Raw genomic sequence first — 24,311 nt, 5'->3', positions numbered from 1 at the left:
AGAGAACCATGACGCTATCACGCAGAGGGTTCGTCGGAGCATCAGGCTTCGTCGTGGCTGCCGCCGGGCTCGTCAGCGGCCGCGCCCAGGCCGCCAGCATCCCGGAAGCCGCCTCGACCAAAAGCCCGGCGACGCAGGCGCCCCAGATGCCCACCTCGGGCCCGGACTATCAGCCCGTCGTCACGCTCAACGGCTGGTCCCTGCCCTGGCGGATGAATGGAAACTGGAAGGAGTTCCACCTCGTTGCCGAACCCGTCATCCGGGAGATCGCGCCGGGCATGAAGGCGCATCTTTGGGGCTATAACGGCCAGTCGCCGGGCCCGACGATCGAGGCCGTCGAGGGTGACAATGTCCGGATCTTCGTCACCAATAAATTGCCGGAGAATACCGCCGTCCATTGGCACGGCCAGCGCCTGCCCAACGGCATGGATGGCGTCGGCGGGCTGACGCAGCCGCACATCCCGCCGGGCAAGACCTTCGTCTACGAGTTCCAGATGCGGCGCTCGGGCACCTTCATGTACCACCCGCATTCCGACGAGATGGTGCAGATGGCGATGGGCATGATGGGCTTCCTCGTCGTGCATCCCAGGGACCCGGCGTTCCGCCGCGTCGACCGCGATTTCGTCTTCCTGCTCAACGCCTTCGACATCGAGGCCGGCTCTTATGTGCCCAAGGTCAATACGATGCTCGACTTCAATCTGTGGACCTGGAACAGCCGCGCCTTCCCCGGAATCGACCCTTTCGTCGTCGCCAGGAACGACAAGGTCCGGATCCGCTTCGGCAACCTGACCATGACCAACCACCCGATCCACATGCACGGCTATGAGTTCAAGGTTTCGGGCACGGATGGCGGCTGGGTCGACGAGAACGCGACCTGGCCAGAGGTCTCGATCGACTGCGCGGTCGGCCAGATGCGCTCCTTCGACTTCGTGGCCGACGAGCCCGGAGACTGGGCCATCCACTGCCACAAGTCGCACCACACGATGAATGCCATGGGGCATTCGGTGAAGACCTATATCGGCGTGAACAAGAAGGACCTGGCGAAGCGCATCGCCAAGATCGCGCCCGGCTACATGCCGATGGGCTCGAACGGCATGGGCGAGATGGGCTCGATGGAGATGCAGGGCCCCAGCAACACGCTCCCGATGATGACAGGCTATGCCCAGTTCGGCCCGGTCGAGATGGGCGGCATGTTCTCGGTCGTGAAGGTCCGCGAAGGGCTGGCTGCCGGCGACTACAAGGATCCGGGCTGGTTCAAGAACCCGGAGGGCACCGTCGCCTACGAATACAAGGGCCAGAAGCTCGCAGAGGCACCGCGCACGGCCGGCCCCGACAGCGGCCTCGATTCCGTCGACTGGCAGGTCAAGGACCCGCGCAAGCCCGCGCTCCCCGCCGACGGCACGCCCCTGCCGGTCAAGCCGGGCAGCCATTCCAACCACTGACTCACTCTCTAAAACGAGGATCTATCGCATGAAGCGGATCAAGCGGATTGGCCTTGGAGCGATCGCCGCCCTGGCGCTCTCGACGACAATCGCCCTTGCAGGGCCAGGAGGCAGCGCCGGGCACGGCCATGGGGCGGGCGATGAAACCGCCTACGGAAAGCCCGGCGATGCCAAGAAGCCGGCCCGGCTCGTTCAGGTCACCATGGCGGAGAGGGACGGCAAGATGGTTTTCATCCCCGACCGGATCGAGGTGCGCCGTGGCGAGCAGATCAAGTTCGCGATGCGCAACAATGGCGAACTCGACCACGAACTCGTGCTGGCGACGCTGCAGGAGAACCTCAAGCACGCGATCGACATGCAGAAGAATCCCGACATGGAGCATGACGACCCGAACGCCAAGCGCCTTGCGCCGAAGAAGACAGGCGAGATCGTCTGGCAGTTCACCAAGGCCGGAGAGTTCGACTTCTCCTGCCTGATCCCGGGTCACCGCGAAGCCGGGATGACCGGCAAGGTCATCGTGAAGTGATCGGCCGTACCCCCCTCTCAAGGAGATACACAATGCGGCGCATCCTGACATTTTTCGCTCTGACCGCTGTGCTGGCCGGCCCCACTCTGGCGCAGGACGCCCCCCTGGTCAGCGCGACCGTCAAGAAGATCGACATCGAGCAGGGCAAGATCACCCTGGACCATGGCCCGATCAAGAACCTCGACATGGACGGCATGACGATGGTGTTCAAAGCGGCGGACCCCACCATGCTCAAGACCGTCAAGGCTGGCGACAAGGTCAAGTTCACCGCCGATCGCGTCAACGGCCAGATCACGGTGACGAAGCTCCAGAAATGATCTCTCGGCAACCGGCCGGGAGTCGGGATTGCGGCAGGCGCCATGTCAAAACCGCCGCCGCCATCCTGGCCACCGCGCTTTCAACCGCGCCCGCTTTGGACACTAGCGCCAGAGACGGCAATTTTCAGTCGGTGCTTCTCGACGCGGGCTGCCCCAATGCCAAGGTCGATAAGGTGTCGGATCGCGAGGGAACAATCACCTACCGTGCGAACTGTTTCTCGACGTCGCACAAGGTGATCATCGTCACATGCGTCCGGGGCATCTGCCTCGGCGCTCGACAATCCCAGGACGATCGTGAGGACCATGGTTAGCCCGATGCAGCAACACCGAACAAAGAATAAGCTGAAGCTCACACGGCGCTGTTTCGGCCTCGGATTGCTTGGCCTGGCGACGTCTGTTCATGGCGCCGTCGCAAGCACGCCGGAGCGTGTCGTAACCGTCTACAAAACGGCGACATGCAGTTGCTGCAAGGCGTGGGTGGACCACATCGCGAAGTCCGGCTTCAAGGCGAAGGTGATCGAATTGGACGATCTCACCGAGGTGAAGCGCCGCTTGGGCGTGCCAGCCGCTCACGAATCCTGTCACACAGCCCTTGTGGACGGGTATTTCATCGAGGGTCACGTGCCCCCAAGTGATATTCTTCGCCTTGTCGAGGGCAGGCCGAACGCGCGCGGACTCGCTGTTCCCGGCATGCCGGTCGGCTCTCCCGGCATGGACATCAAAGGCGCCAAGGCGGAGCGATTTCAAACCCTGCTGATCGCAAAGGACGGATCGGCAAGCGTCTTTGCGGAGCATTGATCCGCAAGACCGTGCTGATTTTACTCGGAAACACTGGGTCATCCCGGGCTTGACCCGGGATCCATGCCAGAGCGCTTGCAATCGACGTTCGAGTGGATTCCGGCTTTCGGAAAAGCCGACGCAAAAACAACGAGCTAGCCGATCACCGGTAGGTCGGCCAGATCGTGTGTTCGCGGTCGATCACGAACGCATGCCGGTGCCGCCTGCCCGAAAAGTGGATTGCAGTTTTCGGCGATATCGAGGCAGGGACGCCCCACCCCGATCATCTCGATGACCTTGCGCAGATGGCCGATGCAGGACGATTTGATGCAGGGCGATTTGATGCAGGACGATTTCAAGCGACCGCCCTCGTCTCGACCGTGAGATGGGCGAGTTCGTGAACCGGCGCGAGCCGGGCGCGGACCGTCTCACCATCGACCGCACCGGCGACGCTGACGATGGCCGCATGCGCGCCCGGACCGACGCGCCAGACATGGAGGTCCGTGATATGGGCGTCGCCCTCGGCTTCGACATGTTCGCGTATTTCGGCCTCGAGGTGGTGGTCGGTCGTATCGAGCAGGACGGCGGCCGTGTCGCGCATCAGCGTCAAGGACCAGGCCGCAATGACGACCGCGCCCACGATGCCCATCATCGGATCGAGCCAGACCCAGCCGAGATAGGCGCCCGCCAGCAACGCGGCGATCGCGAGCACCGAGGTCAGGGCGTCGGCAAGCACATGGACGAAGGCTGAACGCAGATTGTTGTCGCGATGACGCATGGCATGGCTATGGGCGCCAGCATGATCGTGCCTGGCATGGTGGTCGCCAGCGTGGTTGTGGTCTTGGACGTGGTGGTCTTGGGCGTGGTGGTCTTGGGCGTGGTGGTCGTGGCCATGCCCGTGGTGATGACCGCCGCTGAGCAGCAATGCGCTGACGATGTTCACGACCAGGCCGAGCACCGCGACGATTGTCGCCTGGTCGAATGCGACGGGGCGCGGGTCGAGCAGCCGCTGGACCGACTCAAAGGCGATCCCGACAGCGACAACGCCCAGGATGAGCGCCGAGGCGAAGCCGGCGAGATCACCGACCTTGCCGGTCCCGAAACTGTAGCGCCGGTTCGTCGCATGACGCCGGGCGAATGCGTAGGCCGCCGCGGCCACTGCCAACGCACCGGCATGGGTCGCCATGTGAAAGCCGTCAGCCAGCAGCGCCATCGAGTTGAAGATCGTGCCGGCGACGATCTCGCCGACCATCATCACCGCCGTCAGGGCGACCACCCACAGGGTTCGCCGCGCGTTCTCCTCGTGACTGTCTCCGAGAAAGACATGGTCGTGGCTGAGCGCTTCGATGCCGTTTCGGGTCGTCATGATGTGCCCTTCCCTATTTCGCGTAGCGGCGGATGACCGCGATCAATTCCTCGGCACCGACGGCGCGCTCGTCGGCGGTCAGGTCAGGGCGGGCAACATGCTCGCGGACATGGTCCTCGACGATCTCGTCCATCAGCCCGTGGATCGCGCCGCGCGCTGCAGCAACCTGCTGGAGCACCGCCGCACAGGTCGCATCCGCATCCAGCGCCCGCTCGACGGCCGCCATCTGCCCAGCGATCCGCCGGACGCGGGCGATGAGCCGATCCTTGTTGGCCTTGAGATGGGACATACTATACTCCCCTATAGGATATTTAGGGCGTTGGACGACCCCACGCAAGCGCGGCCGCCGGGCCTGTAGCGATGTCGATCGGCTCTAGTGCTTTTGCGGAGCGGCCGGGGCCGCATCGTCGCAGCTGCAATCGGCATGGTCCTGCGTGCCGCGTTTGGACTTGCCATTGCCATTGGCCGCCTTCCGCTGGGGCGTCACATCGGCGATATCAGCCAGGATCGGACAATCCGGACGATCGTCGCCATGACAGTTGTTCGCGAGATGCTTGATGGTCTGCGCCATCGCCTGAAGCTCCGCGATCTTGGCTTCGAGCTCGCGGACATGCTTGAGCGCAAAGCTCTTCACATCGGCGCTGGCGCGGGTCTTGTCGCGCCAGAGAGCCAGGAGTTCGCGGGCCTCGTCCATCGAGAACCCCATATTGCGGGCGCGCTTGATGAAGCGAAGGGCATGGATATCCTCGCTCGAATAAACGCGATATCCGGCTTGCGTCCGAACCGCCGCCGCGATGAGGCCGATGCTCTCGTAGTAGCGGATCATCTTGGCCGTGACGCCCGAGGCGGAAGCTGCCTGTCCGATGTTCATGGCATCGTCTCCCTGTCGTTTGAGTTCGAAATCATTCTGCAGCCACAAGCCGCGACCGGGTCTGGCTGGCGACCACCGCCTTGTCGTTCGCCCCGAAGCGCTTGAGCCGCAATGCATTGGTCAGGACGCTGACGCTCGATAGCGCCATCGCCAAACCCGCGAACATCGGAGACATCAGGACGCCGAAGCTCGGATAGAGCGCGCCGGCAGCAACCGGGATCAGCAGGACATTGTAGCCGAAAGCCCAGATCAGATTCTGGCGGATGTTCGCGATCGTCGCCTGCGAGAGCCCGATCGCCTTGGCCACCGCGTTGAGATCTCCCGACATCAGCACGACATCCGCGCTCTCGATCGCGATGTCGGTGCCGGTGCCGATGGCCAGCCCGACATCGGCCTGCGCCAGTGCGGGAGCATCGTTGATCCCGTCGCCGACAAAGGCGACCTTGGCCCCCTTGGCCTGCAGCGATTTGACGACATCAGCCTTGTCGGTCGGCAGAACCTCGGCAACGACCTCGCCGATACCGAGCCGCTTGGCTATGGCATGCGCCGTGCGGCTGTTGTCGCCGGTGATCATGACGACACGCAGGCCGAGCGCCTTCAGCGCCGCGATCGCCTCCGGCGTCGTCTCCTTGATCGGGTCCGCCACCGCGATGATGGCCGCTAATTTGCCGTCGATTGCGGCATAGAGCGGCGTCTTGCCGGCGTCGCCCATCTCCATGGCCTCCTCGCTGAAGGCGGCAATGTCGAGCCCGAGACGCCGCATCAGCCTGTCCGCACCAACCTCGACGGTCCGGCCATCGACGCTTGCCTTCACACCGAACCCCGGCTCGCTGCCGAAGTCGGCGACACCGGCCAGCGCAAGGCCCTGCCCGCGCGCCGCGGCGACGATCGCTTCGGCAACCGGATGCTCCGATTGCGTCTCGACCGAAGCCACCAGGCGAAGAACCTCGCTCTCCGAAAAGCCCTTGGACACGATGATATCGGTCAGTTCCGGCCGGCCCTTCGTCAGCGTTCCCGTCTTGTCGAGCGCGACGACTTCGGCATCCCTGAGCGACTGCAGCGCCTCGCCCTTGCGGAACAGGATGCCGAGCTCGGCGCCCTTGCCCGTGCCCACCATGATCGAGGTCGGCGTCGCCAGCCCCATCGCGCAGGGGCAGGCGATGATCAGGACGGCGACCGCGTTCACCAGCGCATAGGACAGCGCCGGGGACGGGCCGACCAACAGCCAGATGATGAAGGTCACCAACGCCATGAGCATGACGGCCGGCACGAACCACATCGTCACCTTGTCGACCATCGCCTGAATCGGCAGCTTGGCCCCCTGCGCCGCCTCGACCGTGCGAACGATCTGGGCCAGCAGCGTGTCGGCCCCGACCTTCTGGGCCGTGAACCGGAAGGCGCCGGTGCCGTTGACGGTGCCGCCTGTCACGGGCGCGCCGGGCTCCTTGCGGGCCGGTACTGGCTCGCCCGTGATCATCGATTCATCGACATAGGACGCGCCTTCGACGACCTCGCCATCAACAGGGATTCGCTCGCCCGGCCGGACGAGGACGATGTCGCCGAGCCGCACGGATTCGATGCCCACATCGACCTCGACCCCATCCCTGACGACGCGCGCGGACTTGGCCTGCAGCGACATCAGCCGCTTGATCGCCTCGCTCGTGCGCCCCTTTGCCCGCGCCTCGAACCAGCGCCCCATCAGGATCAGGGTGACGATGACCGCGCCGGCCTCGAAATAGGTGTAGTCGGTGCCCTCGGGCAGGATGTCGGGCGCGAAGGTCGCGACCGTGGAATAGAGATAGGCCGCCGAGGTCCCCAGCATGACCAGCGAATTCATGTCAGGCGCGCCGCGCAGGAGCGCGGGCCAGCCCTTTTGCAGAAAGCGCAGGCCGGGGCCGAACTGGACGAAGCTGGCCAGCAGGAACGACAGCACCTTGATGTTGAACTCGCCGACCCGCCCGGCCAGGAAATGGTGCAGCGGCTCGAACATATGCGTGCCCATCTCGAAGACGAGCAGCGGCACGGTCGCGATGCCGGCGATGATGACGGCCCGCTTCAACCGGGCCTGCTCTTCGTCTTTTTCCCGCTGCTCGCGCTCCGACGCGTCGACGCCCGCGACGATCTTCTCGGCTTCGTAACCCGCGGCGGCAACGGCCGCGGCAAGGCGCGAAGGCGTGTCGCCACCGCCAATGAACCTGATGGAGGCGCGCTCGGTGGCGAGGTTGACGCTCGCCTCGAGGACGCCGGGAACCGCCTTCAGCGCCTTTTCCACCCGCCCCACGCAGGAGGCGCAGGTCATGCCCGCCACCTTGAGCTCGATCATGTCCTCGCTCGGCTCGTAGCCGGCCTTGCGGATCGCATCGACGAGCTGCGCCGTATCAGTCCTGGCGTCGGACAGCGTCACGCGCGCCCGCTCGGTTGCAAGATTGACCGCGACAGCCTTGACGCCTTGCACCGAAGCGAGCGCGCGCTCCACGCGGCCGACGCAGGAAGCGCAGGTCATTCCGGAAACGGAAATCTCCAGTTCTGGCGGAGCGGAACCCGCTTTCCCAGCCATCGCGACAGTCGACATAACGTCTCTCCAATCCATGATGGCAAATGGTATGCAGCTTCCCATCGTGGTAAGGTCAAGCGCTTTTTCGAGGTCAGCCTGACATTCTTTTCGCCCTGCCCGAGGGCGTCGAAAATTTCTGAAAAAACCTCTTGACCTTACCACGATAGGAAGCCGCAGCCTCACCGGGACGATAACCAATCAGGAGGTCACGGCCATGTGCTCGTGCGAACAACATTCCCGAGCCGCCACGGATTCGGCGGCAAATACCGCTCCCGGCGCGCTGAATTTCACCGTCGAGGACATGACCTGCGGCCATTGCGCGGGAACGATCAAGTCGGCGATCGAGTCCGCGCTGCCGGGCACGACCGTGGACGCCGATCCGGCCTCCAAGCTCGTATCGGTCAAGGGCTCTGGCGATTATGCCGCGATCAAGTCGATCGTCTCCGGCGCCGGTTACACGCCAAGCGCGGCTCTCGCTTCGGCCTGAGTCATGCCTTCCGGGTGAAGACAGCGCGGGCGTGAATGATGTGCCTGCGCTGCCTGGGGTCGGTGCCCTGATCGGAAGAACCGCACGGCACGATTCGATGGGCTCGATATTGCGGCCGGCGATACCGCGACCAGCATGATGGTCCGATCTCCAGACAGAAACCGACCAGGCACAATATTGACCCGGCATCCGATTGGGATGATTCACTGTTCTTGAAGCTGCCGCTCAGCCCGATGGATCCCAGCCGACGTGCGGTCACCGAGGAGGACTGCGCGTTCCGTGCGGGATCGCCACAGCCCAACCGCCTATTCGTCGTCTGCTGCCTTTCTCCCGGCTTTGCTCCGGTTCCAGAAATCGAGCCGCTTCTTGATGTCCCGCTCGAACCCGCGCTCATTGGGCGCATAGAACTCCGGGCGGTTCGTGCCCGCCAGTTCGTCGGGGAAGAATTCCTGGCCCGAAAACGCATCGGGGAAGTCGTGATCATACCGGTATCCGGCATGATACCCGAGTTCCTTCATGAGCTTGGTCGGCGCGTTCAGGATGTGCTTGGGCGGCGGCAACGAGCCGGTGTTCTGAGCGAGCGCAAGCGCACTGCTGAACCCCATATAGGTCGCGTTGGATTTCGGCGCGGTGGCGACATAGGTGATCGCCTGCCCCATGAAGAGCTTGCCTTCAGGCCAGCCAACCCGCTCGAATGCGTTCCAGGCCGCGATCACCTGAGGCATCGCCTGAGGATCGGCCATCCCGACATCCTCGGACGCAGCGCAGGCCAGCCGCCGAAAGATCGTGCCGGGGTCCTCGCCGCCGATCATCATGCGGGCCGCCCAATAGAGCGCCGCCTGCACATCGCTGCCGCGAAGGCTCTTATGAAAGCAGCTCAGGAGATTGTAATGCTCCTCCTGCCCCTTGTCGTAGATCGGCGCCCGCTTCTGCACGACATCCGCCAGTCCGGCTGTATCGAGCACCTCGTCCCTCGGCAGTGCGAGGAGTTCCTCGCAAAGCCCCAGAAGATAACGTCCGTCGCCATCGGCCATCTCGACGAGCGCGTTCCTGGCCTTCTCGTCCAGCGGCAGGAGCCTGCCGGTGTAAGCCTCCGCACGTTCCGCCAGCTTGAGCAGATCCGCTCGTTCGAAGCGCTTCAGGGTATAGACCTTGGTCCGCGACAGCAGCGCCGCGACCATGCTGAAGCTTGGATTCTCGGTGGTCGCGCCGATCAGCGTTATCGTTCCATCCTCGACATGAGGAAGCATGGCGTCCTGGGTCGTCCGGTTGAAACGGTGCAATTCATCGACGAAAAGCGCCGTCTGCCGGCCCGCGCCCAGACGCAGCTGCTTTGCGGCCTCGATGACCTTGCGCAGGTCGGCCACTCCTGAAAGCACGGCCGACAACTGCACGAAATCGAGCCCGACCTGCGTCGCGACAAGCCGGGCGATCGTGGTCTTTCCCACCCCGGGCGGCCCCCAGAGGATGAAGGACGACAGGCGTTTGGACGCCACCATCCGCCCGATCGGACCGTCATCGGCCAGAAGGTGATCCTGGCCGAGAACGTCCGCGAGGCGCTGGGGGCGAAGCACCTCCGCGAGAGGGCGCGGAGCAGCTTCCTCGAAAAGAGACATCGTCATCGATTACCGATCAAGACTGGCGCTTTCGACGCTCACCCGGGAAAGACCGAGGTCACGGTCTGCCCGCCGCGCGAGATCGTCACCTCCCAGGCGCGCCTGCGCTCCTTCAGGGCGGTCTCGACCTCTCGCGATGTCGCCATGCGCTCGCCGTTCAGGGCCTGGAGGACGTCGCCCTTCTGGAAGCCAATGCGCGCAGCCGTGCTGCCCTCCTCGATCTCACCGATGACGACACCGTCCGTTGCGGCATCGATCGCGAGTTCCTCGGCCAAAGCCGGGGAGAGGTTCATCACGGTCAGCCCCGCCAGCGGCGAGCGCCCGGCCAGAGCCACGGGGTCTCGCGGCCGCGTTTCCGGCGCCGGGATCAGCTTGACCGGCAGCACGACCTTGCGCCCGCTGCGCAGCACGGTGAGCGAGGTCATGCCGCCGAGCGGGCGGGTGGCGAAGCGATAGCCGAAGGCCTCGGGATCGTCGACCATGATGCCGTCCACGGCCTGGATCACGTCGGAGCGCTGCAGCCCCGCCTCTGCCGCCGGCCCCTTCTCGACAAGGCTGGCAACGACGGAGCCTGCCGGCCGGTCGAGCCCAAGCCCGTCGGCGACATCGGCGGTGAGCACCTGAAGCCTGGCACCGAACCAGGGACGGCGAACCGTCGTCGCGCCGGCCTTGGCGCTTTCCAAGACGACCCGGACCATGGCCGAGGGAATGGCAAAGCCGATGCCGACGCTCCCGCCCGAGCGGGAGAAGATCGCGGTGTTGATCCCTACGACACGTCCTTGCATGTCGATGAGCGCGCCGCCGGAATTGCCCGGATTGATCGCGGCATCGGTCTGGATGAAGGACTGCGCGTCGCCCACGCCGATCTGCGTACGTGCCAGCGCCGAGACGATGCCCTGCGTCACGGTCTGCCCGACGCCGAAGGGATTGCCGATGGCGAGCACGATGTCGCCGACCAGGACCTGATCGGAATCCGCCAGCTCGATGGCGGCGAGATCCTTGACGGCCTTGAGCTTGAGCACGGCGAGGTCGGTGCGTGGATCGCGCAGCAGGATCGTCGCCTCGACCTCGCGCTTGTCGGCGAAGGCGACCTTGACCTCGCTCATGCCCTCGATGACGTGGTTGTTGGTGACCACAAGCCCGCTTGCATCGACCACGACGCCCGAGCCGAGCGAACGTTGCACCCGGTCCTTCGGCACGCCAAAACCGCCGTCCCCGAAGAAGCGCCGGAAGAACGGGTCGTCCATGAAGGGGTTCTGCGGCCGCTTCTCGACGCGCGCTCCATAGACGTTGACCACGGCGGCGGCGCTGTTCTGCACCAGCGGCGCGAAGGACAAGGTGACCTGCTGGCGCGTCTCGGGGACCTGACGGGCCTGACCGAATGCAGGCCAGGGGCAAAGGCCGATCATCAGCGTCACCGCCAATGCTCCGGCAGCAGATTTGCCCCGGCCTCGTGCGAAACGAACGTTCATGCTGGTCCTCACGATGAAACAAAAGCGCGGGGTTTGGCGTTGAACCTCCCACATCGCACTCACTCTACCATCTCGGTACCGGTCCGGTTCCCAGAAACCGCATCCCAATTGCCGCAAGCCCGATACACGCTGCGAAGGAGCAGCCCTGATGAGCCTGATTCGTCTTGTTTATGCCAGCGAAAGCCGGCTCGTCGAGGCCATGCGTCGCGACGAACTCAGCCGCGTCGTCGCCAGCGCGCGGCGCTTCAACGACCAGAACGATGTGACCGGATTTCTCCTGGCCACACCGGCAGCCTTCGCACAGGTGCTGGAGGGCGCGCAGGCCAATATTGCCGAGACCTATGGCCGGATCGTGGTCGATCCCCGCCACACCGCAATTCGCCTGCTCTCGGAAGAAGCGATTGCGGAACGGACCTTCCCGCGCTGGTCGATGGGCCTCGCCGAGCATGACGAGACGACGACCTTCATCTTCGGTCTCTATGGCGTCACGCCCGAGACAGATCTCAACGCGCAGCAGCCGGACACCCTGCTCGATCTCGCGGCGGAGCTGGCCGGGCGGCCGGCGGAAACGTCCCCTGCGAAGGCATAGACGAGACACCAAAAAAGGCGGCCCCGAAGGCCGCCTCATTCATTGCCCGATCAGAGCTTCGACCGGCTCACTTCTCCTGCAGGAGCAGTCGATATTTCTCGATCTCGCGGGGAACCATCGCGGCGACGAAGGACGGGGCAAGCTCGTCCGCGCCCGGCGGAATGGATGAGAGCTCCTTGAATCGATTTTGCAGCGTCGCGCTCGAAAGCGCTGTGCGCAAAGCCTCATTCAGCCTCGCGATCACCGGCTCCGGCGTTCCCTTGGGCGCGAAGAGCGCGTTCCAGCCCTGCGCCTGGAACGCCGGCAGCCCCGCCTCCTGCGAGGTCGGCACATCAGGGAGGCTGGCCAGCCGGCTCGGCGTTGCGACGACGAGCGCCCTCACCTTCTCGCCCTGCACGGCGCCCGACAGCGAAGTCGCGGCATCGCAGACCCCGTCGATCTGGCCGCCCATGAGATCGTTCAGCGCAGGTCCCGCGCCGCGATAGCTGACCAGCGCCACATCGACGCCCGCCGCCTTGATGAAATTGCGGCAGATCAGATAATTCGACGAACCGACACCGGCATGGCCAAGGCTGATCTTGCCGGGATTGGCCTTCGCATAGGCCAGGAATTCGGTCAGAGTCCTGGCCGGGAAATCCAGCTTCAAAGCGATCATGGGCGATGTCTTTGCGACAAGGCCGATCGGCGTGAAATCGGCTTGCGTGTATTTCAGGTCGGGGTAGATCGAATAGGAGGCGGCATTGGTGCCGCTATTGCCGATCACGATCGTATAGCCGTCAGGCTCGGCCCGCGACGCGCGCGTCAGGGCGGTCGCCCCGCCTGCCCCGCCCATATTCTCCATGACGATGCGCTGGCCGAGCACCCGGCCCATCTCGTCACCGACAAGGCGGGCAATGACATCAGACGAGCCGCCGGCGGCGAACGGCACGATCATCGTGATCGCCTTGGACGGATATTTGTCCTGCGCCATGGTGGGCGGCGCGAAGGCCAGCCCCGCGAGGACGGCCAAACCACCCAGCTTCGAAATCGTCGTCATGCCCGTCTCCCGCTCCCGGCTGCAGACGAACCGGATCAGGAGACGCTAGCATTCGGGCTGTGGCTGAAAAATAGCGCGCCGCAGCAATAATCACCGCGATCAATGCCCTTGCGGCAGTTCACCCGAAAACAGAAAAAGGGCGACCCGAGGGCCGCCCTTTGAAAGCTGTCGAACTGTGGAAACGGCTCAGGCCGCTTCGTCTTCAGCCGTGAAGACGGGGCCGGAATCCTTGCCCTTGGCGTCGACGTCGCGATCGACGAATTCGATGACGGCGAGCGGGGCGTTGTCGCCGAAGCGGAAGCCGGCCTTCATGATGCGAAGGTAGCCGCCGTTACGCTCCTTGTAGCGGGGGCCGAGCACCGCGAAGAGCTTGCCGACCAGAACGACGTCCTTGATCTGCGCGATCGCCTGGCGGCGGGCATGCAGGTCGCCGCGCTTGGCGAGCGTGATCAGCTTCTCGACGACCGGACGCAGGTCCTTGGCCTTCGGGAGCGTGGTGGTGATCTGCTCGTGCTTGATCAGGGCCTGGGACATGTTGGCGAACATCGCCTTGCGATGCTCGACCGAGCGGTTGAAACGACGACCGCGAAAACCGTGACGCATTGGATGGCTCCTTCGTGCTTACGGCCGCCGTGCCACGGTACGGCCGTCCTTTATGCTCCGGCGCTGATGCGCCGTGCGGGAGACTGGCGCGGAACGAGCCCGCGCCGGCCGGATCAGTAATGCTCCTCGAAGCGCTTCGCGAGCTCTTCGATGTTCTCCGGCGGCCAGCCGGTCACGTCCATGCCGAGGTGGAGGCCCATGGTGGCGAGCACTTCCTTGATCTCGTTCAGCGACTTGCGGCCGAAGTTCGGGGTGCGCAGCATCTCGCCCTCCGACTTCTGGATGAGGTCGCCGATATAGACGATGTTGTCGTTCTTCAGGCAGTTCGCCGAACGCACCGAAAGCTCGAGCTCGTCGACCTTCTTGAGCAGTGCCGGGTTGAAGGGCAGCTGCGGCGCGGTCGAGACGGCCTCTTCCTTGCGCGGCTCCTCGAAGGTGATGAACACCGCGAGCTGGTCCTGCAGGATGCGGGCGGCGAGCGCCAGAGCATCCTCGGGGGTCACGGAGCCGTTGGTCTCGATGTTCAGGGTGAGCATGTCGCGGTCGAGATTCTGGCCCTCGCGGGTGTTCTCGACGCGGTAGGACACCTTCTTGACCGGCGAATACAGGCTGTCGACCGGGATCAGGCCGATCGGCGCATCTTCCGGACGGTTCTGCTCGGAAGGCACATAGCCCTTGCCGGTGTTGACCGTGAACTCCATGCGGATCTCGGAGCCCTCGTCCAGCGTGCAGAGCACGAGGTCCGGGTTCAGGATCGAGACATCGCCGATGGTGTTGATGTCGCCCGCGGTGACGGTGCCCGGGCCGGTCTTGCGCAGGGTCATGCGCTTGGGGCCCTCGCCCTGCATCTTGACCGCGATGGCCTTGATGTTGAGGACGATGTCGGTGACATCTTCACGAACGCCGGGGATCGACGAGAATTCATGCAGAACGCCGTCGATCTGGACGGCGGTGACGGCCGCGCCCTGAAGCGAGGAGAGCAGCACGCGGCGAAGCGCGTTGCCGAGCGTCATGCCGAAGCCACGCTCCAGCGGACGCGCGATCACGGTAGCCAGACGCTTCGGGTCGTCTCCGACCTTGATTTCGAGCTTGTTAGGCTTGGACAAATCCTGCCAGTTTTTGCTGATCACGACCGCACTCCTGGTGCTTCAATGCAATGGCGGCGGCGGGCCGCCCCGTACTGGCGCCCGCCGGTGCGGGCGCCCCAATCGTTACGCGTCAGACGCGACGGCGCTTGCGCGGCCGGCAGCCATTGTGCGGGATCGGCGTCACGTCGCGGATCGAGGTGACGGTAAAGCCGGCGGCCTGCAGAGCGCGCAGAGCCGATTCACGACCCGAACCCGGGCCGGTGACTTCGACTTCCAGCGTGCGCATGCCGTGCTCGGCAGCCTTGCGGGCGGCGTCCTCAGCGGCAACCTGCGCCGCATAGGGAGTCGACTTCCGCGAACCCTTGAAACCCATCGTGCCGGCGGACGACCACGAGATCGTGTTGCCCTGCGCGTCGGTGATGGTGATCATGGTGTTGTTGAACGAGGCGTTCACATGCGCGACGCCAGAGACGATGTTCTTGCGTTCGCGACGACGGACGCGTTGGGCTTCCTTGGCCATAGGTCTTCCATCCTTCAGGCGCGCCCGTGATGCCAGGCGCTGGGGAGTAGAGCGTCATGCTCGGGCTTGACCCGACCATCTCTTGCAGAGAGAGAGGCAGCAGCTGCCTCTCCGGGCCGAGATGCCCGGGTCAAGCCCGGGCATGACGGTTGAAATCTTCGGCTCAGCCGAAAATCACTTCTTCTTGCCGGCGATCGGCTTCGCCTTGCCCTTGCGGGTACGGGCGTTGGTATGGGTGCGCTGGCCGCGAACCGGCAGCGAGCGACGATGACGCAGGCCGCGATAGCAGCCGAGGTCCATCAGGCGCTTGATGTTCATCGAGACTTCACGGCGCAGATCGCCCTCGACAAGATAGTCGCGGTCGATCGTCTCGCGGATCTGGAGGACTTCGGCGTCGGTCAGCTGGTTGACGCGACGCTCGTCGGCGATGCCGACCTTCTCGCAGATTTCCTTGGCCTTCTGAGCACCGATGCCGTGGATGTACTGCAGGCCGATGACGACGCGCTTGCCGGTCGGAATGTTAACGCCCGCGATACGAGCCATAGTCTCTTCTCCATGTCGGCCGAGGCACCCATTGGTGCGGCGGCGGTGAAAAATAACCTCGCGCCGGTGGAGACCGGCCTATGCGGGGTGTCGAACGGTCCACGCGAGAATGCGACGTCGCCCCTTCTCGCGAAGGTAACGGCATCGCTCTCATGAAACCGGAAGTCGGGTCGTTAACCTCTCGGCCGCAACGAGTCAACCCGCCGCGACCAAGATTCATGCCAAGAGCAAACCTTGGGCGAAATCAAAGCCCTGCCAAGGCCTTCTCGATCGCGACTGTCACCGCGTCGATCGGCTGCATGCCGTCGATATCGGTCAGCTGGCCACGCTTGGCGTAATACGGGGCCACGACGGCCGTGTCGCGGTTATAGGCCTCGAGCCGCGCCTTGAAGACCTCCGGATCGTCGTCCCTGCGAACCGGCTGCCCGGCTGCCCTCGCCTCTTCGGCGCGCTTAACGATGCGATCGACGAGCTTGGTCTGGTCGACCTTGAGCTCCAGCACCTTGTCGAGCTTGACGCCCTTGGACTGAAGCATCGCGTCGAGTGCCTCGGCCTGCGCCAGCGTGCGCGGGAAGCCGTCGAGGATGAAGCCTTTCTTGGCATCGGCCTCTTCGATTCGGTCGGCGACGATGCCGATGACGATCTCGTCGGAGACGAGCCCGCCCGCATCCATCACCGCCTTGGCCTTGATGCCGACCGGCGTGCCGGCAGCCACGGCCGCGCGAAGCATGTCGCCCGTGGAAAGTTGCGGAATTCCGTGCTTCGCGACGATGCGCGCAGCCTGAGTGCCTTTACCCGCCCCCGGCGGCCCCAGGAATATCAATCGCATCAGCGCTTCGCCCCTCGCAGCTTGGCCTTCTTGACCAGCCCCTCATATTGATGGGCCAGCAAATGTCCGTGGACCTGTGCCACGGTGTCCATCGTCGTCGTCACCACGATCAGCAGCGACGTACCGCCCAGAAGAATGATCGGTATCTGGGCATAGGTGATCATGAACTCGGGGATAAGGCAGACGATAGTCAAATAGCCGGCTCCGAGCACCGTGATGCGCGTCAGCACCCGGTCGATATGCTCGGCCGTACGCTCGCCCGGCCGGATGCCCGGCATGAAGCCGCCATGCTTCTTGAGGTTGTCCGCCGTCTCGACCGGATTGAACACGATCGCGGTGTAGAAGAAGCAGAAGAAGATGATCAGCGCCGCATAGAGAACCATGAATAGCGGCCGGCCATGGGCCAGATAGGTCGCGATCACCGACAGGACACCGGTGCCACCCGAAGCCTGCGAGAAGCTCGCAATGGTCGTCGGCAGCAGCAGCAGCGACGAGGCGAAGATCGGCGGGATGACGCCGGCGGTGTTGAGCTTCAGCGGCAGGAACGAGGTCTGCCCCTCATACATGCGGTTGCCGACCTGGCGCTTGGGATAGTTGATCAGGAGGCGGCGCTGGGCCCGCTCCATGAACACGCAGAAGGCGATGACGCAGATCGCCATCACCAGGATCAGCAGCAGCAGGCCGGTCGAGATCGCGCCCTGGCGGCCGAGTTCGAGCGTCTGCGCCAGCTGCGAGGGGAATTCCGCGATAATGCCGGAGAAGATGATCATCGACGTGCCGTTGCCGATGCCGCGGCTGGTGATCTGCTCACCGAGCCAGAGCAGGAACATCGTGCCGCCGACGAGCGTGATCGTGGTCGAGAGGAGGAAGAACGGCCCCGGCTCCAGCACGAGATTGCCCGAGCCCTGCAGGCCCACGCCGATGCCATAGGCCTGGAAGACCGCCAGGACGAGCGTCAGGTAGCGCGTGTACTGGTTCAGGATCTTGCGGCCCTGCTCGCCTTCCTTCTTCAGCGCCTCGAAGGTCGGGATCACGCTGGAGAGCAGCTGCACGATGATCGAGGCCGAGATGTACGGCATGATCGCGAGCGCGAAGATCGCAAGCCGGCCGACGGCGCCGCCGGAAAACATGTTGAACAGGCCAAGCACGCCGGTCTGCGACTGCTTGAACAGATCCGCGACCGCGTCGGGATTCATGCCCGGCAGCGGGATGTAGGTGCCAAGCCGATAGATGATCAACGCGCCAAGCGTGAACCAGATGCGCTTCTTCAGCTCGTCCGCCTTGGCGAACGCACCGAAGTTCAGGTTTGAAGCAAGCTGTTCAGCCGCCGATGCCATGCGTCCGGTCCTTGGGTCGAAAGTCGATCATTGAAGCCTGATGTCGCCCGAAAAACGCGTCGCGCTCTCCGGCATCAGGCTCAGTCAAACAGTCGAACGGCGGCCTGGGCTTCTGGCCCGGCCGCCGTTCGCAAGCGCTCATGTAAGCGCTAGATTCACGCCTGTGAAGCGGCAGCCAGAATCTTGACCGAGCCGCCGGCCTTTTCGATGGCCTCGACGGCCGATTTCGACGCGCCGTACACCTCGAAGGCGAGCTTCGCCTTGAGTTCGCCGACGCCGAGAATCTTGACGCCGTCCTTGGCCTGGCGAGTGATCACGCCGGCGGCGACGAGCGCCTCGATCGTAACCGCGCCCTTGGCGTCGAGCTTGCCGGCTTCAACCGCCTGCTGGATGCGACCGAGGTTGACCTCGTTCAGATCCTTGGCAAACAGGTTGTGGAAGCCGCGCTTGGGCAGGCGACGATACAGCGGCATCTGACCGCCTTCGAAGCCCTTGACCGCCACGCCGGCACGAGCCTTCTGGCCCTTGACGCCGCGTCCACCGGTCTTGCCCTTGCCGGAGCCAATGCCACGGCCGACACGGATGCGCGACTTGTGTGCGCCTTCGTTGTCACGGATATCGTTGAGTTTCATGGTCGCCCCTCCTCACTTCGCGTCAATGACGCGCACGAGGTGCCTGACCTTGTCGATCATGCCACGCACAGCAGGCGTATCGACCAGGGTCGATTGCCGACGGATCTTGTTCAGGCCGAGACCGATCAGGGTCTGGCGCTGCGAAGCCTCGCGGCGGATCGGGCTACCGATCTGCTCGACGACGACAGTGGTTCTAGCTTTTGCCATGATACCACCCTCACGCTTCGGCCACGGCATCGGTGCCTGCATCGCGGCGACGCGTCTGCAGAGCCGAAACCTTCAGGGACCGACGCGCGGCGACGCCACGCGGGCTGTCCTCGTTCTTCAGCGCGTCGAAAGTGGCGCGGACGAGGTTGTAGGGGTTCGAGGAGCCGAGCGACTTCGACACCACGTCCTGCATGCCGACCGCCTCGAAGACGGCGCGCATCGGGCCGCCGGCGATGATGCCGGTACCAGCCGGAGCCGCGCGCAGCACGACCTTGCCAGCGCCATGACGGCCCTGAACGTCGTGATGAAGCGTACGGCCTTCGCGCAGCGGGATGCGGACGAGACCGCGCTTGGCGGCTTCAGTCGCCTTGCGGATCGCTTCCGGAACTTCACGGGCCTTGCCGTGGCCGAAGCCGACGCGGCCCTTCTGGTCGCCGACGACGACGAGCGCTGCGAAGCCGAAGCGACGCCCACCCTTCACCACCTTGGCGACGCGGTTGATGTGGACCAGGCGGTCCACGAATTCGGAATCGCGCTCTTCGCGATCCTGACGACCATGCGGCTCTCTAGCCATGTCATTCCTCTTACTTGCGCGGACGAAGCATCAAGCCCCGCCGCTCGCTCGAGCGTCACCTGTTCAGCGGCAATGCCGAACAAGCACTCAAAATGCACCGCTCGATCCCCAAAGCGGAGAACCGCTTTGGGGAGCGATGCACAGATCCTCAGAAGTTCAGACCGCCTTCGCGGGCTGCTTCGGCCAGCGCCTTGACGCGGCCGTGATACATATAGGAGCCGCGGTCGAAGACCACGTCCTTGACGCCAGCCTTGACGGCGCGCTCGGCAATCAGCTTGCCGATCGCGGTCGCGGCCTCGACATTCGCGCCCGACTTGATGTCGCCGCGGATGTCCTTGTCCAGGCTCGAGGCCGACGCGACGGTGACACCCTTCGCGTCGTCGATGATCTGGGCATAGATCTGCTTGCCGGTGCGATGCACCGACAGGCGGGCGCGGCCATTGGCAACTGCCTTGATGGCGCGGCGGACGCGAGCCTTGCGGCGCGCAGTGTTCTCTGTCTGCTTGCTGCTCATGGCGTTTACTTCTTCTTCCCTTCCTTGCGGAAGATGAATTCGCCGGCGTATTTGACGCCCTTGCCCTTGTAGGGCTCGGGTCCGCGATAGTCGCGGATTTCGGCGGCGGTCTGGCCAACAACCTGCTTATCGATGCCGGTGATGACGATTTCGGTCGGCTTCGGCGTGACGATGGCGACACCTTCCGGGATCGCATAGTCGATGTCGTGGCTGTAGCCGAGCGACAGCTTGAGCACCTTGCCGTTGACGGCGGCCTTGTAGCCGACGCCGTTGATCTCGAGCTTCTTCTCGAAACCATTGGTGACGCCAATCACGAGATTGGCGACGCGGGCACGGGACGTGCCCCAGAGCGAGCGGGCGCGCTTGGTCTGCGAACGCGGCTGAACGGCAATCGAGCCGTCCTCGAACGCAACCGAGACGTCATCGGGCACTTCGAAGGAGAGTTCCCCCTTCGCGCCCTTGATCTTGACGAGCTGGCCGGCAACGTTGGCGGTAACGCCAGCGGGAACCGGGACCGGCTTCTTTCCGATACGAGACATTGGATTTCTCCTGAAAACGAGCGGCGTGAAAGGTCAGAAGACCTTGCAAAGCACTTCGCCGCCCACGTTCTGCTCGCGGGCAAGATGATCGGGCATCACACCCCTCGGCGTCGAAATGATGGTCACGCCAAGGCCATCGGCCACGCGCGGCATCGTTTCCACCGAAGAATAGACGCGGCGGCCGGGCTTCGACACACGGGAGATCGACCGGATGACCGGCTGTCCCTCATGGTACTTCAGCTCGATATCGAACTCGGTCCGGCCATTGCCGAACTCGGTTGTAGAGTAGCCACGGATGTAGCCCTCGGTCTGAAGCACGTCGAGCACGCGGGCCCGAAGCTTCGAGCCAGGCGTCGAAACGCGCGACTTGCGCCGCATCTGCGCATTGCGGATGCGGGTCAGCATATCTCCAAGCGGATCAATGATCACGATGCGTCCTCCTCACCAGCTCGACTTGACGAGGCCGGGAACCAGCCCCTTGTTGCCGAGCTCGCGCAACGCAATGCGCGACATCTTCAGCTTGCGATAAACGGCGCGCGGACGCCCCGTGACTTCGCAGCGGTTGCGCACGCGGGTCGGAGCCGAGTTGCGCGGCAGTTCGGCCAGCTTGAGGCGAGCGAGGAAACGCTCGTCCATGGACTGGCTTTCGTCATTGGCGATCGCGAGAAGCCGCGCGCGCTTGCCCGCGAATTTCTTCACGAGAGCCTTGCGGTGGTTATTGTTCTCGACGGAGCTTTTCTTAGCCATCGATCTCTCCTGGTTTCCGCGTATGAACGCTGAGGTTCACTGCCGGAACGGGAAGTTGAAGTGCTTGAGCAAGGCGCGTGCCTCGTCGTCCGACTTCGCAGTCGTGCAGACGATCACGTCCATGCCCCACACGGCGTCGACCTTGTCGTAGTTGATCTCGGGAAACACGATGTGCTCCTTGATCCCGAGCGCGAAATTGCCGCGCCCGTCGAACGACTTCGGGTTGAGACCACGGAAGTCGCGGACACGGGGCAAGGCGATGGTGACGAGCCGGTCGACGAACTCGAACATCTTGGTCTTGCGCAGCGTGACCTTGCAGCCGACCGCCATGTTCTCGCGCAGCTTGAAGCCGGCGATCGCGAGGCGGGACTTGGTGATGACCGGCCGCTGGCCGGCGATGAGGGCGAGATCGCCGGCAGCGTTGTCGACCTTCTTACGGTCGGCAGTCGCTTCGCCAACGCCCATGTTGATGACGACCTTCTCGATGGTCGGCACTTCCATGGCATTCTTGTAGCCGAACTCGGCGATCATCGCCGGACGGACCACGTCCTCATAATGCTGCTTCATACGCGGCGTGAGAGCCGCCTGCTGATTCTCAGCCATCGATCAGATCCCCCGAACGCTTGGCGAAACGGACCTTGCGACCGTCGTCCAGAACTTTGAAACCGACGCGGGTCGGCTTGCCGTCCTTGGGATCGGCCACGGCGAGGTTCGACAGGTCGATGGTGGCCTCCTTGGAGATGATGCCGCCTTCCGACTGTGCCGAAGCCTTGGTGTGCTTCTTCACGAGGTTGACACCACGCACGATGGCGCGGGCATCCTTCGGGATGACCTGGAGAACTTCGCCGGCCTTGCCCTTATCGCGGCCGGCCAGCACGACGACCTTGTCGCCCTTCTTGATCTTCGCAGCCATTACAGCACCTCTGGCGCAAGCGAGATGATCTTCATGTGGTTCTTGGCGCGGAGTTCGCGCGGAACCGGTCCGAAGATACGGGTGCCGACAGGCTCTTTCTGGTTGTTGATCAGCACGGCCGCGTTGCGGTCGAACCGAATCACAGAACCATCAGCGCGCTTGACGTCCTTGGCGGTGCGAACGACGACCGCCTTCATGACGTCGCCCTTCTTCACGCGGCCGCGGGGAATGGCTTCCTTGATCGAAACGACAATGATGTCGCCAATGCGGGCATAGCGCCGCTTCGACCCGCCGAGAACCTTGATGCACATCACGCGACGGGCGCCGGAATTATCCGCGACCTCGAGATTCGTCTGCACCTGGATCATGGCCTTGATCCTTCCATGTCTATCAGCGCGGTTTCCCGGCAGGCATCAGCGCCGCCGGGACTACGACTGACGGGGGTCGATCGCCCCCTGGCCTCAAACAAAACGTGCTCCGCAAAAGTGACACGCACCTTTGCGGGGAAACACGCCTGACTATTTTCTACACGCCATCCGCTCGCCCGAAGTGATTCGGGCAGGGCGGAAGCCGCGTTGACTCACGCCTTGGGAGCGTTGTCGAGCACAACCCAGCTTTTCAGCTTGGAAATGGGCTTGGACTCCTCGATCCAGACCTGGTCTCCAACCTTCACCACCTGCGCCTCGTCATGCGCGTGATAGTTTTTGGTCCGGCGAACGGTCTTCTTGAGGAGCGGGTGCGTATAGCGCCGCTCGACCTTCACCACAACAGTTTTATTTTGCTTGTCGCTGACGACGACGCCCTGCAGCACGCGCTTCGGCATGGTCTAACTCCTCAAGCGCTCACTGAAGCGGTCTTCGACCGCTGCAGTGTTTTGATGCGGGCGATATCCTTGCGCACTTCGGTGACGCGCGAGGTGTTCTCGAGCTGGCCGGTGGCGCGCTGGAAACGCAGGTTGAACTGCTCCTTCTTCAGCTTCAGGAGCTCTTCCTGCAGCAGATCCACGCTCATGACCTTCAGGTCGGACAGGCGTTTTGCGGTCTTCATGTCGTCCTCCCTTACTCGGCGATGCGTTGGATGAAGCGGGTCTTGATCGGCAGCTTGGCGGCTCCGAGACGAAGCGCCTCGCGGGCCGTCTCCTCTTCCACACCGTCGATCTCGAACATGATCCGGCCCGGCTTGACCTTGGCTGCCCAGAATTCAGGCGCACCCTTGCCCTTGCCCATGCGGACTTCGGTCGGCTTCTTCGAAACCGGCACGTCCGGGAAAATTCGGATCCAGACACGACCGGCGCGCTTCATGGCACGTGTGATCGCGCGGCGAGCCGCCTCGATCTGGCGTGCGGTGACGCGTTCCGGCATCAGCGCCTTGAGGCCGAACTGGCCGAAATTCAGATCCGTGCCGCCCTTGGCGACGCCGGAAATGCGCCCCTTGAACTGCTTGCGGAACTTAGTCTTCTTTGGTTGCAACATGGCTTTTCTCGATCAGCCTTCACGCGGCATGGTCACGACGGTGGCCACCGCCGGAACGGCTGCCCTCGTCTGCCATGCGCTTGTCCTGGGCCATCGGGTCGTGTTCCAGGATCTCGCCCTTGAAGATCCAGACCTTGATGCCGCACGTGCCGTAGGTGGTGAAGGCGGTGCCCACACCGTAATCCACATCGGCGCGCAGCGTGTGCAGCGGCACGCGACCTTCGCGATACCATTCCAGACGCGCGATCTCAGCGCCGCCGAGGCGGCCCGAGCAGTTGATGCGGATGCCCTCGGCGCCCAGACGCATGGCCGACTGAACGGCCCGCTTCATGGCGCGACGGAAAGCGACGCGACGCTCGAGCTGCTGCGCGATCGAGTCGGCCACCAGCGTGGCGTCGATCTCGGGCTTGCGCACCTCGACGATGTTGATCGTAACATCGGCCTTGGTGAGCTTCATCACCGTCTTGCGCAGCTTCTCGATATCGGCGCCCTTCTTGCCGATCACCACGCCCGGACGAGCCGAGTGAATGGTGACGCGGCACTTCTTGTGCGGGCGCTCGATGATGATCTTGGAGATCGCAGCCTGCTTCAGCAGCTTCATGAGGGCGGCGCGGATCGCCATGTCCTCATGGAGCAGCTTGCCGTACTCGCCCTTCTGGGCGAACCAGCGCGAATCCCACGTCCGGTTGATGCCGAGGCGAAGGCCGATCGGATTGATTTTCTGACCCATCGTTCTCTCC

At 63.9% G+C, this 24,311-nt stretch carries 33 protein-coding genes; 6 read left to right on the top strand and 27 right to left on the bottom strand.

Going from position 1 to position 24,311, the window contains the following annotated elements; genetic code table 11:
• The first annotated feature begins 8 nt into the window (after nt 1-8).
• The 4 genes from C4S73_RS10375 (at nt 9) to C4S73_RS10355 (ending at nt 3,083) form a co-directional block, all read left to right on the top strand.
• Nucleotides 9-1,442 carry a multicopper oxidase family protein gene (locus C4S73_RS10375; RefSeq protein WP_103872464.1) on the top strand — a complete coding sequence of 478 codons (1,434 nt, stop codon included), beginning with the start codon at nt 9-11 and terminating at the stop codon, nt 1,440-1,442.
• A gap of 28 nt (nt 1,443-1,470) precedes the next feature.
• A complete protein-coding gene (locus C4S73_RS10370) occupies nt 1,471-1,968 on the top strand; it encodes a cupredoxin domain-containing protein (RefSeq protein ID WP_103872368.1) in 498 nt (165 codons plus the stop codon).
• Nucleotides 1,969-2,000: 32 nt separating this feature from the next.
• Nucleotides 2,001-2,285, top strand: coding sequence for a copper-binding protein (locus tag C4S73_RS10365; protein ID WP_103872367.1), 285 nt, complete (start codon nt 2,001-2,003; stop codon nt 2,283-2,285).
• Between the two features lie 303 nt (nt 2,286-2,588).
• Nucleotides 2,589-3,083 (top strand): DUF411 domain-containing protein, encoded by a 495-nt coding sequence (locus C4S73_RS10355; RefSeq protein WP_244595528.1) that lies wholly within the window; start codon nt 2,589-2,591, stop codon nt 3,081-3,083.
• A 334-nt stretch (nt 3,084-3,417) separates the two neighbouring features.
• Here the strand turns inward: C4S73_RS10355 and dmeF are convergent, their stop codons facing one another.
• From dmeF to C4S73_RS10330, 4 genes are all read right to left on the bottom strand, one after another.
• A complete protein-coding gene (gene dmeF / locus C4S73_RS10345) occupies nt 3,418-4,428 on the bottom strand; it encodes a CDF family Co(II)/Ni(II) efflux transporter DmeF (RefSeq protein WP_103872363.1) in 1,011 nt (336 codons plus the stop codon).
• Nucleotides 4,429-4,441: 13 nt separating this feature from the next.
• Nucleotides 4,442-4,717, bottom strand: a complete 276-nt coding sequence (locus tag C4S73_RS10340; RefSeq protein WP_103872362.1) for a metal/formaldehyde-sensitive transcriptional repressor — start codon at nt 4,715-4,717, stop codon at nt 4,442-4,444.
• Nucleotides 4,718-4,801: 84 nt separating this feature from the next.
• On the bottom strand, nt 4,802-5,299 hold the full coding sequence (gene cueR / locus C4S73_RS10335) for a Cu(I)-responsive transcriptional regulator (protein WP_103872361.1): 498 nt from the start codon (nt 5,297-5,299) through the stop codon (nt 4,802-4,804).
• A gap of 31 nt (nt 5,300-5,330) precedes the next feature.
• Nucleotides 5,331-7,871 carry a heavy metal translocating P-type ATPase gene (locus tag C4S73_RS10330; RefSeq protein ID WP_103872360.1) on the bottom strand — a complete coding sequence of 847 codons (2,541 nt, stop codon included), beginning with the start codon at nt 7,869-7,871 and terminating at the stop codon, nt 5,331-5,333.
• A gap of 196 nt (nt 7,872-8,067) precedes the next feature.
• Between C4S73_RS10330 and C4S73_RS10325 the strand changes: the two genes are divergently transcribed.
• A complete protein-coding gene (locus tag C4S73_RS10325; RefSeq protein ID WP_103872359.1) occupies nt 8,068-8,340 on the top strand; it encodes a heavy-metal-associated domain-containing protein in 273 nt (90 codons plus the stop codon).
• A 305-nt stretch (nt 8,341-8,645) separates the two neighbouring features.
• Here C4S73_RS10325 and C4S73_RS10320 read toward each other — a convergent pair whose 3' ends face one another.
• Complete coding sequence (locus tag C4S73_RS10320; protein ID WP_103872358.1) at nt 8,646-9,962, bottom strand: replication-associated recombination protein A; 1,317 nt, start codon at nt 9,960-9,962, stop codon at nt 8,646-8,648.
• Between the two features lie 32 nt (nt 9,963-9,994).
• Entirely contained in the window at nt 9,995-11,428 is a 1,434-nt protein-coding gene (locus tag C4S73_RS10315) for a Do family serine endopeptidase (RefSeq protein WP_425290330.1), read from the bottom strand.
• A 148-nt stretch (nt 11,429-11,576) separates the two neighbouring features.
• Here C4S73_RS10315 and C4S73_RS10310 point away from each other — a divergent pair, with 148 nt between their 5' ends.
• On the top strand, nt 11,577-12,017 hold the full coding sequence (locus C4S73_RS10310; RefSeq protein WP_103872357.1) for a BLUF domain-containing protein: 441 nt from the start codon (nt 11,577-11,579) through the stop codon (nt 12,015-12,017).
• A gap of 67 nt (nt 12,018-12,084) precedes the next feature.
• Here the strand turns inward: C4S73_RS10310 and C4S73_RS10305 are convergent, their stop codons facing one another.
• The 21 genes from C4S73_RS10305 to rpsC all read right to left on the bottom strand — a co-directional run bounded on the left by C4S73_RS10305 (nt 12,085) and on the right by rpsC (nt 24,301).
• Nucleotides 12,085-13,053, bottom strand: coding sequence for a tripartite tricarboxylate transporter substrate-binding protein (locus C4S73_RS10305; protein ID WP_103872356.1), 969 nt, complete (start codon nt 13,051-13,053; stop codon nt 12,085-12,087).
• Nucleotides 13,054-13,239: 186 nt separating this feature from the next.
• Nucleotides 13,240-13,656, bottom strand: a complete 417-nt coding sequence (gene rplQ, locus C4S73_RS10300) for a 50S ribosomal protein L17 (protein WP_103872355.1) — start codon at nt 13,654-13,656, stop codon at nt 13,240-13,242.
• A 113-nt stretch (nt 13,657-13,769) separates the two neighbouring features.
• Entirely contained in the window at nt 13,770-14,786 is a 1,017-nt protein-coding gene (locus C4S73_RS10295) for a DNA-directed RNA polymerase subunit alpha (protein WP_103872354.1), read from the bottom strand.
• 88 nt (nt 14,787-14,874) lie between these two features.
• The gene (gene rpsK / locus C4S73_RS10290) at nt 14,875-15,264 is read right to left on the bottom strand and encodes a 30S ribosomal protein S11 (RefSeq protein WP_043237079.1); all 390 of its coding nucleotides are present in this window, start codon (nt 15,262-15,264) and stop codon (nt 14,875-14,877) included.
• Nucleotides 15,265-15,438: 174 nt separating this feature from the next.
• Entirely contained in the window at nt 15,439-15,807 is a 369-nt protein-coding gene (gene rpsM, locus C4S73_RS10285; RefSeq protein WP_103872353.1) for a 30S ribosomal protein S13, read from the bottom strand.
• Between the two features lie 244 nt (nt 15,808-16,051).
• Nucleotides 16,052-16,636: an adenylate kinase gene (locus tag C4S73_RS10280; RefSeq protein ID WP_103872352.1), complete on the bottom strand. Its 585-nt coding sequence runs from the start codon at nt 16,634-16,636 to the stop codon at nt 16,052-16,054.
• Nucleotides 16,636-17,973 carry a preprotein translocase subunit SecY gene (gene secY / locus C4S73_RS10275; RefSeq protein ID WP_103872351.1) on the bottom strand — a complete coding sequence of 446 codons (1,338 nt, stop codon included), beginning with the start codon at nt 17,971-17,973 and terminating at the stop codon, nt 16,636-16,638. The genes C4S73_RS10280 and secY overlap by 1 nt, the downstream gene beginning before the upstream one ends.
• Nucleotides 17,974-18,128: 155 nt before the next feature.
• Nucleotides 18,129-18,605 (bottom strand): 50S ribosomal protein L15, encoded by a 477-nt coding sequence (gene rplO / locus C4S73_RS10270; protein ID WP_103872350.1) that lies wholly within the window; start codon nt 18,603-18,605, stop codon nt 18,129-18,131.
• A 12-nt stretch (nt 18,606-18,617) separates the two neighbouring features.
• On the bottom strand, nt 18,618-18,812 hold the full coding sequence (gene rpmD / locus C4S73_RS10265) for a 50S ribosomal protein L30 (RefSeq protein WP_103872349.1): 195 nt from the start codon (nt 18,810-18,812) through the stop codon (nt 18,618-18,620).
• A gap of 10 nt (nt 18,813-18,822) precedes the next feature.
• The gene (gene rpsE / locus C4S73_RS10260) at nt 18,823-19,386 is read right to left on the bottom strand and encodes a 30S ribosomal protein S5 (protein ID WP_103872348.1); all 564 of its coding nucleotides are present in this window, start codon (nt 19,384-19,386) and stop codon (nt 18,823-18,825) included.
• 148 nt (nt 19,387-19,534) lie between these two features.
• Entirely contained in the window at nt 19,535-19,900 is a 366-nt protein-coding gene (rplR, locus tag C4S73_RS10255; protein WP_103872347.1) for a 50S ribosomal protein L18, read from the bottom strand.
• 5 nt (nt 19,901-19,905) lie between these two features.
• Nucleotides 19,906-20,439 (bottom strand): 50S ribosomal protein L6, encoded by a 534-nt coding sequence (gene rplF / locus C4S73_RS10250; RefSeq protein ID WP_103872346.1) that lies wholly within the window; start codon nt 20,437-20,439, stop codon nt 19,906-19,908.
• Between the two features lie 33 nt (nt 20,440-20,472).
• Nucleotides 20,473-20,868 (bottom strand): 30S ribosomal protein S8, encoded by a 396-nt coding sequence (gene rpsH / locus C4S73_RS10245; protein WP_103872345.1) that lies wholly within the window; start codon nt 20,866-20,868, stop codon nt 20,473-20,475.
• 12 nt (nt 20,869-20,880) lie between these two features.
• The gene (gene rpsN, locus C4S73_RS10240) at nt 20,881-21,186 is read right to left on the bottom strand and encodes a 30S ribosomal protein S14 (RefSeq protein WP_103872344.1); all 306 of its coding nucleotides are present in this window, start codon (nt 21,184-21,186) and stop codon (nt 20,881-20,883) included.
• 36 nt (nt 21,187-21,222) lie between these two features.
• A complete protein-coding gene (gene rplE, locus C4S73_RS10235; RefSeq protein WP_069692143.1) occupies nt 21,223-21,789 on the bottom strand; it encodes a 50S ribosomal protein L5 in 567 nt (188 codons plus the stop codon).
• Nucleotides 21,782-22,099 carry a 50S ribosomal protein L24 gene (gene rplX, locus C4S73_RS10230; RefSeq protein WP_103872343.1) on the bottom strand — a complete coding sequence of 106 codons (318 nt, stop codon included), beginning with the start codon at nt 22,097-22,099 and terminating at the stop codon, nt 21,782-21,784. The genes rplE and rplX overlap by 8 nt, the downstream gene beginning before the upstream one ends.
• Nucleotides 22,099-22,467, bottom strand: a complete 369-nt coding sequence (gene rplN, locus C4S73_RS10225) for a 50S ribosomal protein L14 (protein WP_054144259.1) — start codon at nt 22,465-22,467, stop codon at nt 22,099-22,101. Before rplN ends, rplX begins: the two co-directional genes overlap by 1 nt.
• A 212-nt stretch (nt 22,468-22,679) precedes the next feature.
• Nucleotides 22,680-22,922 carry a 30S ribosomal protein S17 gene (gene rpsQ / locus C4S73_RS10220; protein WP_103872342.1) on the bottom strand — a complete coding sequence of 81 codons (243 nt, stop codon included), beginning with the start codon at nt 22,920-22,922 and terminating at the stop codon, nt 22,680-22,682.
• Between the two features lie 11 nt (nt 22,923-22,933).
• Nucleotides 22,934-23,146, bottom strand: coding sequence for a 50S ribosomal protein L29 (gene rpmC / locus C4S73_RS10215; RefSeq protein ID WP_103872341.1), 213 nt, complete (start codon nt 23,144-23,146; stop codon nt 22,934-22,936).
• A gap of 11 nt (nt 23,147-23,157) precedes the next feature.
• The gene (gene rplP, locus C4S73_RS10210) at nt 23,158-23,571 is read right to left on the bottom strand and encodes a 50S ribosomal protein L16 (RefSeq protein WP_103872340.1); all 414 of its coding nucleotides are present in this window, start codon (nt 23,569-23,571) and stop codon (nt 23,158-23,160) included.
• Between the two features lie 19 nt (nt 23,572-23,590).
• A complete protein-coding gene (gene rpsC, locus C4S73_RS10205) occupies nt 23,591-24,301 on the bottom strand; it encodes a 30S ribosomal protein S3 (protein ID WP_103872339.1) in 711 nt (236 codons plus the stop codon).
• Nucleotides 24,302-24,311: the final 10 nt, after the last annotated feature.

This window comes from Allobosea lathyri, from assembly GCF_900108245.1.
GTDB classification, from domain to species: Bacteria; Pseudomonadota; Alphaproteobacteria; order Rhizobiales; family Beijerinckiaceae; genus Allobosea; species Allobosea lathyri.
The sequence above is the reverse complement of the archived record's forward strand: the minus strand, read 5'-3'. Positions and strand labels throughout refer to the sequence as shown.

Bases quoted from the DNA above. Each gene is read 5' to 3' on its own strand.
- rpsQ (WP_103872342.1), bottom strand. From the start codon at position 22,922: ATGCCGAAGCGCGTGCTGCAGGGCGTCGTCGTCAGCGACAAGCAAAAT.
- C4S73_RS10310 (WP_103872357.1), top strand. From the start codon at position 11,577: ATGAGCCTGATTCGTCTTGTTTATGCCAGCGAAAGCCGGCTCGTCGAG.
- rpsC (WP_103872339.1), bottom strand. From the start codon at position 24,301: ATGGGTCAGAAAATCAATCCGATCGGCCTTCGCCTCGGCATCAACCGG.
- rplQ (WP_103872355.1), bottom strand. From the start codon at position 13,656: ATGCGTCACGGTTTTCGCGGTCGTCGTTTCAACCGCTCGGTCGAGCAT.
- rpsE (WP_103872348.1), bottom strand. From the start codon at position 19,386: ATGGCTAGAGAGCCGCATGGTCGTCAGGATCGCGAAGAGCGCGATTCC.
- C4S73_RS10325 (WP_103872359.1), top strand. From the start codon at position 8,068: ATGTGCTCGTGCGAACAACATTCCCGAGCCGCCACGGATTCGGCGGCA.
- C4S73_RS10320 (WP_103872358.1), bottom strand. From the start codon at position 9,962: ATGACGATGTCTCTTTTCGAGGAAGCTGCTCCGCGCCCTCTCGCGGAG.
- C4S73_RS10365 (WP_103872367.1), top strand. From the start codon at position 2,001: ATGCGGCGCATCCTGACATTTTTCGCTCTGACCGCTGTGCTGGCCGGC.
- rpsN (WP_103872344.1), bottom strand. From the start codon at position 21,186: ATGGCTAAGAAAAGCTCCGTCGAGAACAATAACCACCGCAAGGCTCTC.
- rplX (WP_103872343.1), bottom strand. From the start codon at position 22,099: ATGGCTGCGAAGATCAAGAAGGGCGACAAGGTCGTCGTGCTGGCCGGC.
- cueR (WP_103872361.1), bottom strand. From the start codon at position 5,299: ATGAACATCGGACAGGCAGCTTCCGCCTCGGGCGTCACGGCCAAGATG.
- dmeF (WP_103872363.1), bottom strand. From the start codon at position 4,428: ATGACGACCCGAAACGGCATCGAAGCGCTCAGCCACGACCATGTCTTT.
- rplR (WP_103872347.1), bottom strand. From the start codon at position 19,900: ATGAGCAGCAAGCAGACAGAGAACACTGCGCGCCGCAAGGCTCGCGTC.
- rpmD (WP_103872349.1), bottom strand. From the start codon at position 18,812: ATGGCAAAAGCTAGAACCACTGTCGTCGTCGAGCAGATCGGTAGCCCG.
- C4S73_RS10370 (WP_103872368.1), top strand. From the start codon at position 1,471: ATGAAGCGGATCAAGCGGATTGGCCTTGGAGCGATCGCCGCCCTGGCG.
- C4S73_RS10340 (WP_103872362.1), bottom strand. From the start codon at position 4,717: ATGTCCCATCTCAAGGCCAACAAGGATCGGCTCATCGCCCGCGTCCGG.
- secY (WP_103872351.1), bottom strand. From the start codon at position 17,973: ATGGCATCGGCGGCTGAACAGCTTGCTTCAAACCTGAACTTCGGTGCG.
- rpsK (WP_043237079.1), bottom strand. From the start codon at position 15,264: ATGGCCAAGGAAGCCCAACGCGTCCGTCGTCGCGAACGCAAGAACATC.
- rpsM (WP_103872353.1), bottom strand. From the start codon at position 15,807: ATGGCTCGTATCGCGGGCGTTAACATTCCGACCGGCAAGCGCGTCGTC.
- C4S73_RS10280 (WP_103872352.1), bottom strand. From the start codon at position 16,636: ATGCGATTGATATTCCTGGGGCCGCCGGGGGCGGGTAAAGGCACTCAG.
- rpmC (WP_103872341.1), bottom strand. From the start codon at position 23,146: ATGAAGACCGCAAAACGCCTGTCCGACCTGAAGGTCATGAGCGTGGAT.
- rplP (WP_103872340.1), bottom strand. From the start codon at position 23,571: ATGTTGCAACCAAAGAAGACTAAGTTCCGCAAGCAGTTCAAGGGGCGC.
- rplO (WP_103872350.1), bottom strand. From the start codon at position 18,605: ATGAAACTCAACGATATCCGTGACAACGAAGGCGCACACAAGTCGCGC.
- C4S73_RS10375 (WP_103872464.1), top strand. From the start codon at position 9: ATGACGCTATCACGCAGAGGGTTCGTCGGAGCATCAGGCTTCGTCGTG.
- rplN (WP_054144259.1), bottom strand. From the start codon at position 22,467: ATGATCCAGGTGCAGACGAATCTCGAGGTCGCGGATAATTCCGGCGCC.
- C4S73_RS10330 (WP_103872360.1), bottom strand. From the start codon at position 7,871: ATGTCGACTGTCGCGATGGCTGGGAAAGCGGGTTCCGCTCCGCCAGAA.
- rplE (WP_069692143.1), bottom strand. From the start codon at position 21,789: ATGGCTGAGAATCAGCAGGCGGCTCTCACGCCGCGTATGAAGCAGCAT.
- C4S73_RS10355 (WP_244595528.1), top strand. From the start codon at position 2,589: ATGGTTAGCCCGATGCAGCAACACCGAACAAAGAATAAGCTGAAGCTC.
- C4S73_RS10305 (WP_103872356.1), bottom strand. From the start codon at position 13,053: ATGACGACGATTTCGAAGCTGGGTGGTTTGGCCGTCCTCGCGGGGCTG.
- C4S73_RS10315 (WP_425290330.1), bottom strand. From the start codon at position 11,428: ATGAACGTTCGTTTCGCACGAGGCCGGGGCAAATCTGCTGCCGGAGCA.
- rplF (WP_103872346.1), bottom strand. From the start codon at position 20,439: ATGTCTCGTATCGGAAAGAAGCCGGTCCCGGTTCCCGCTGGCGTTACC.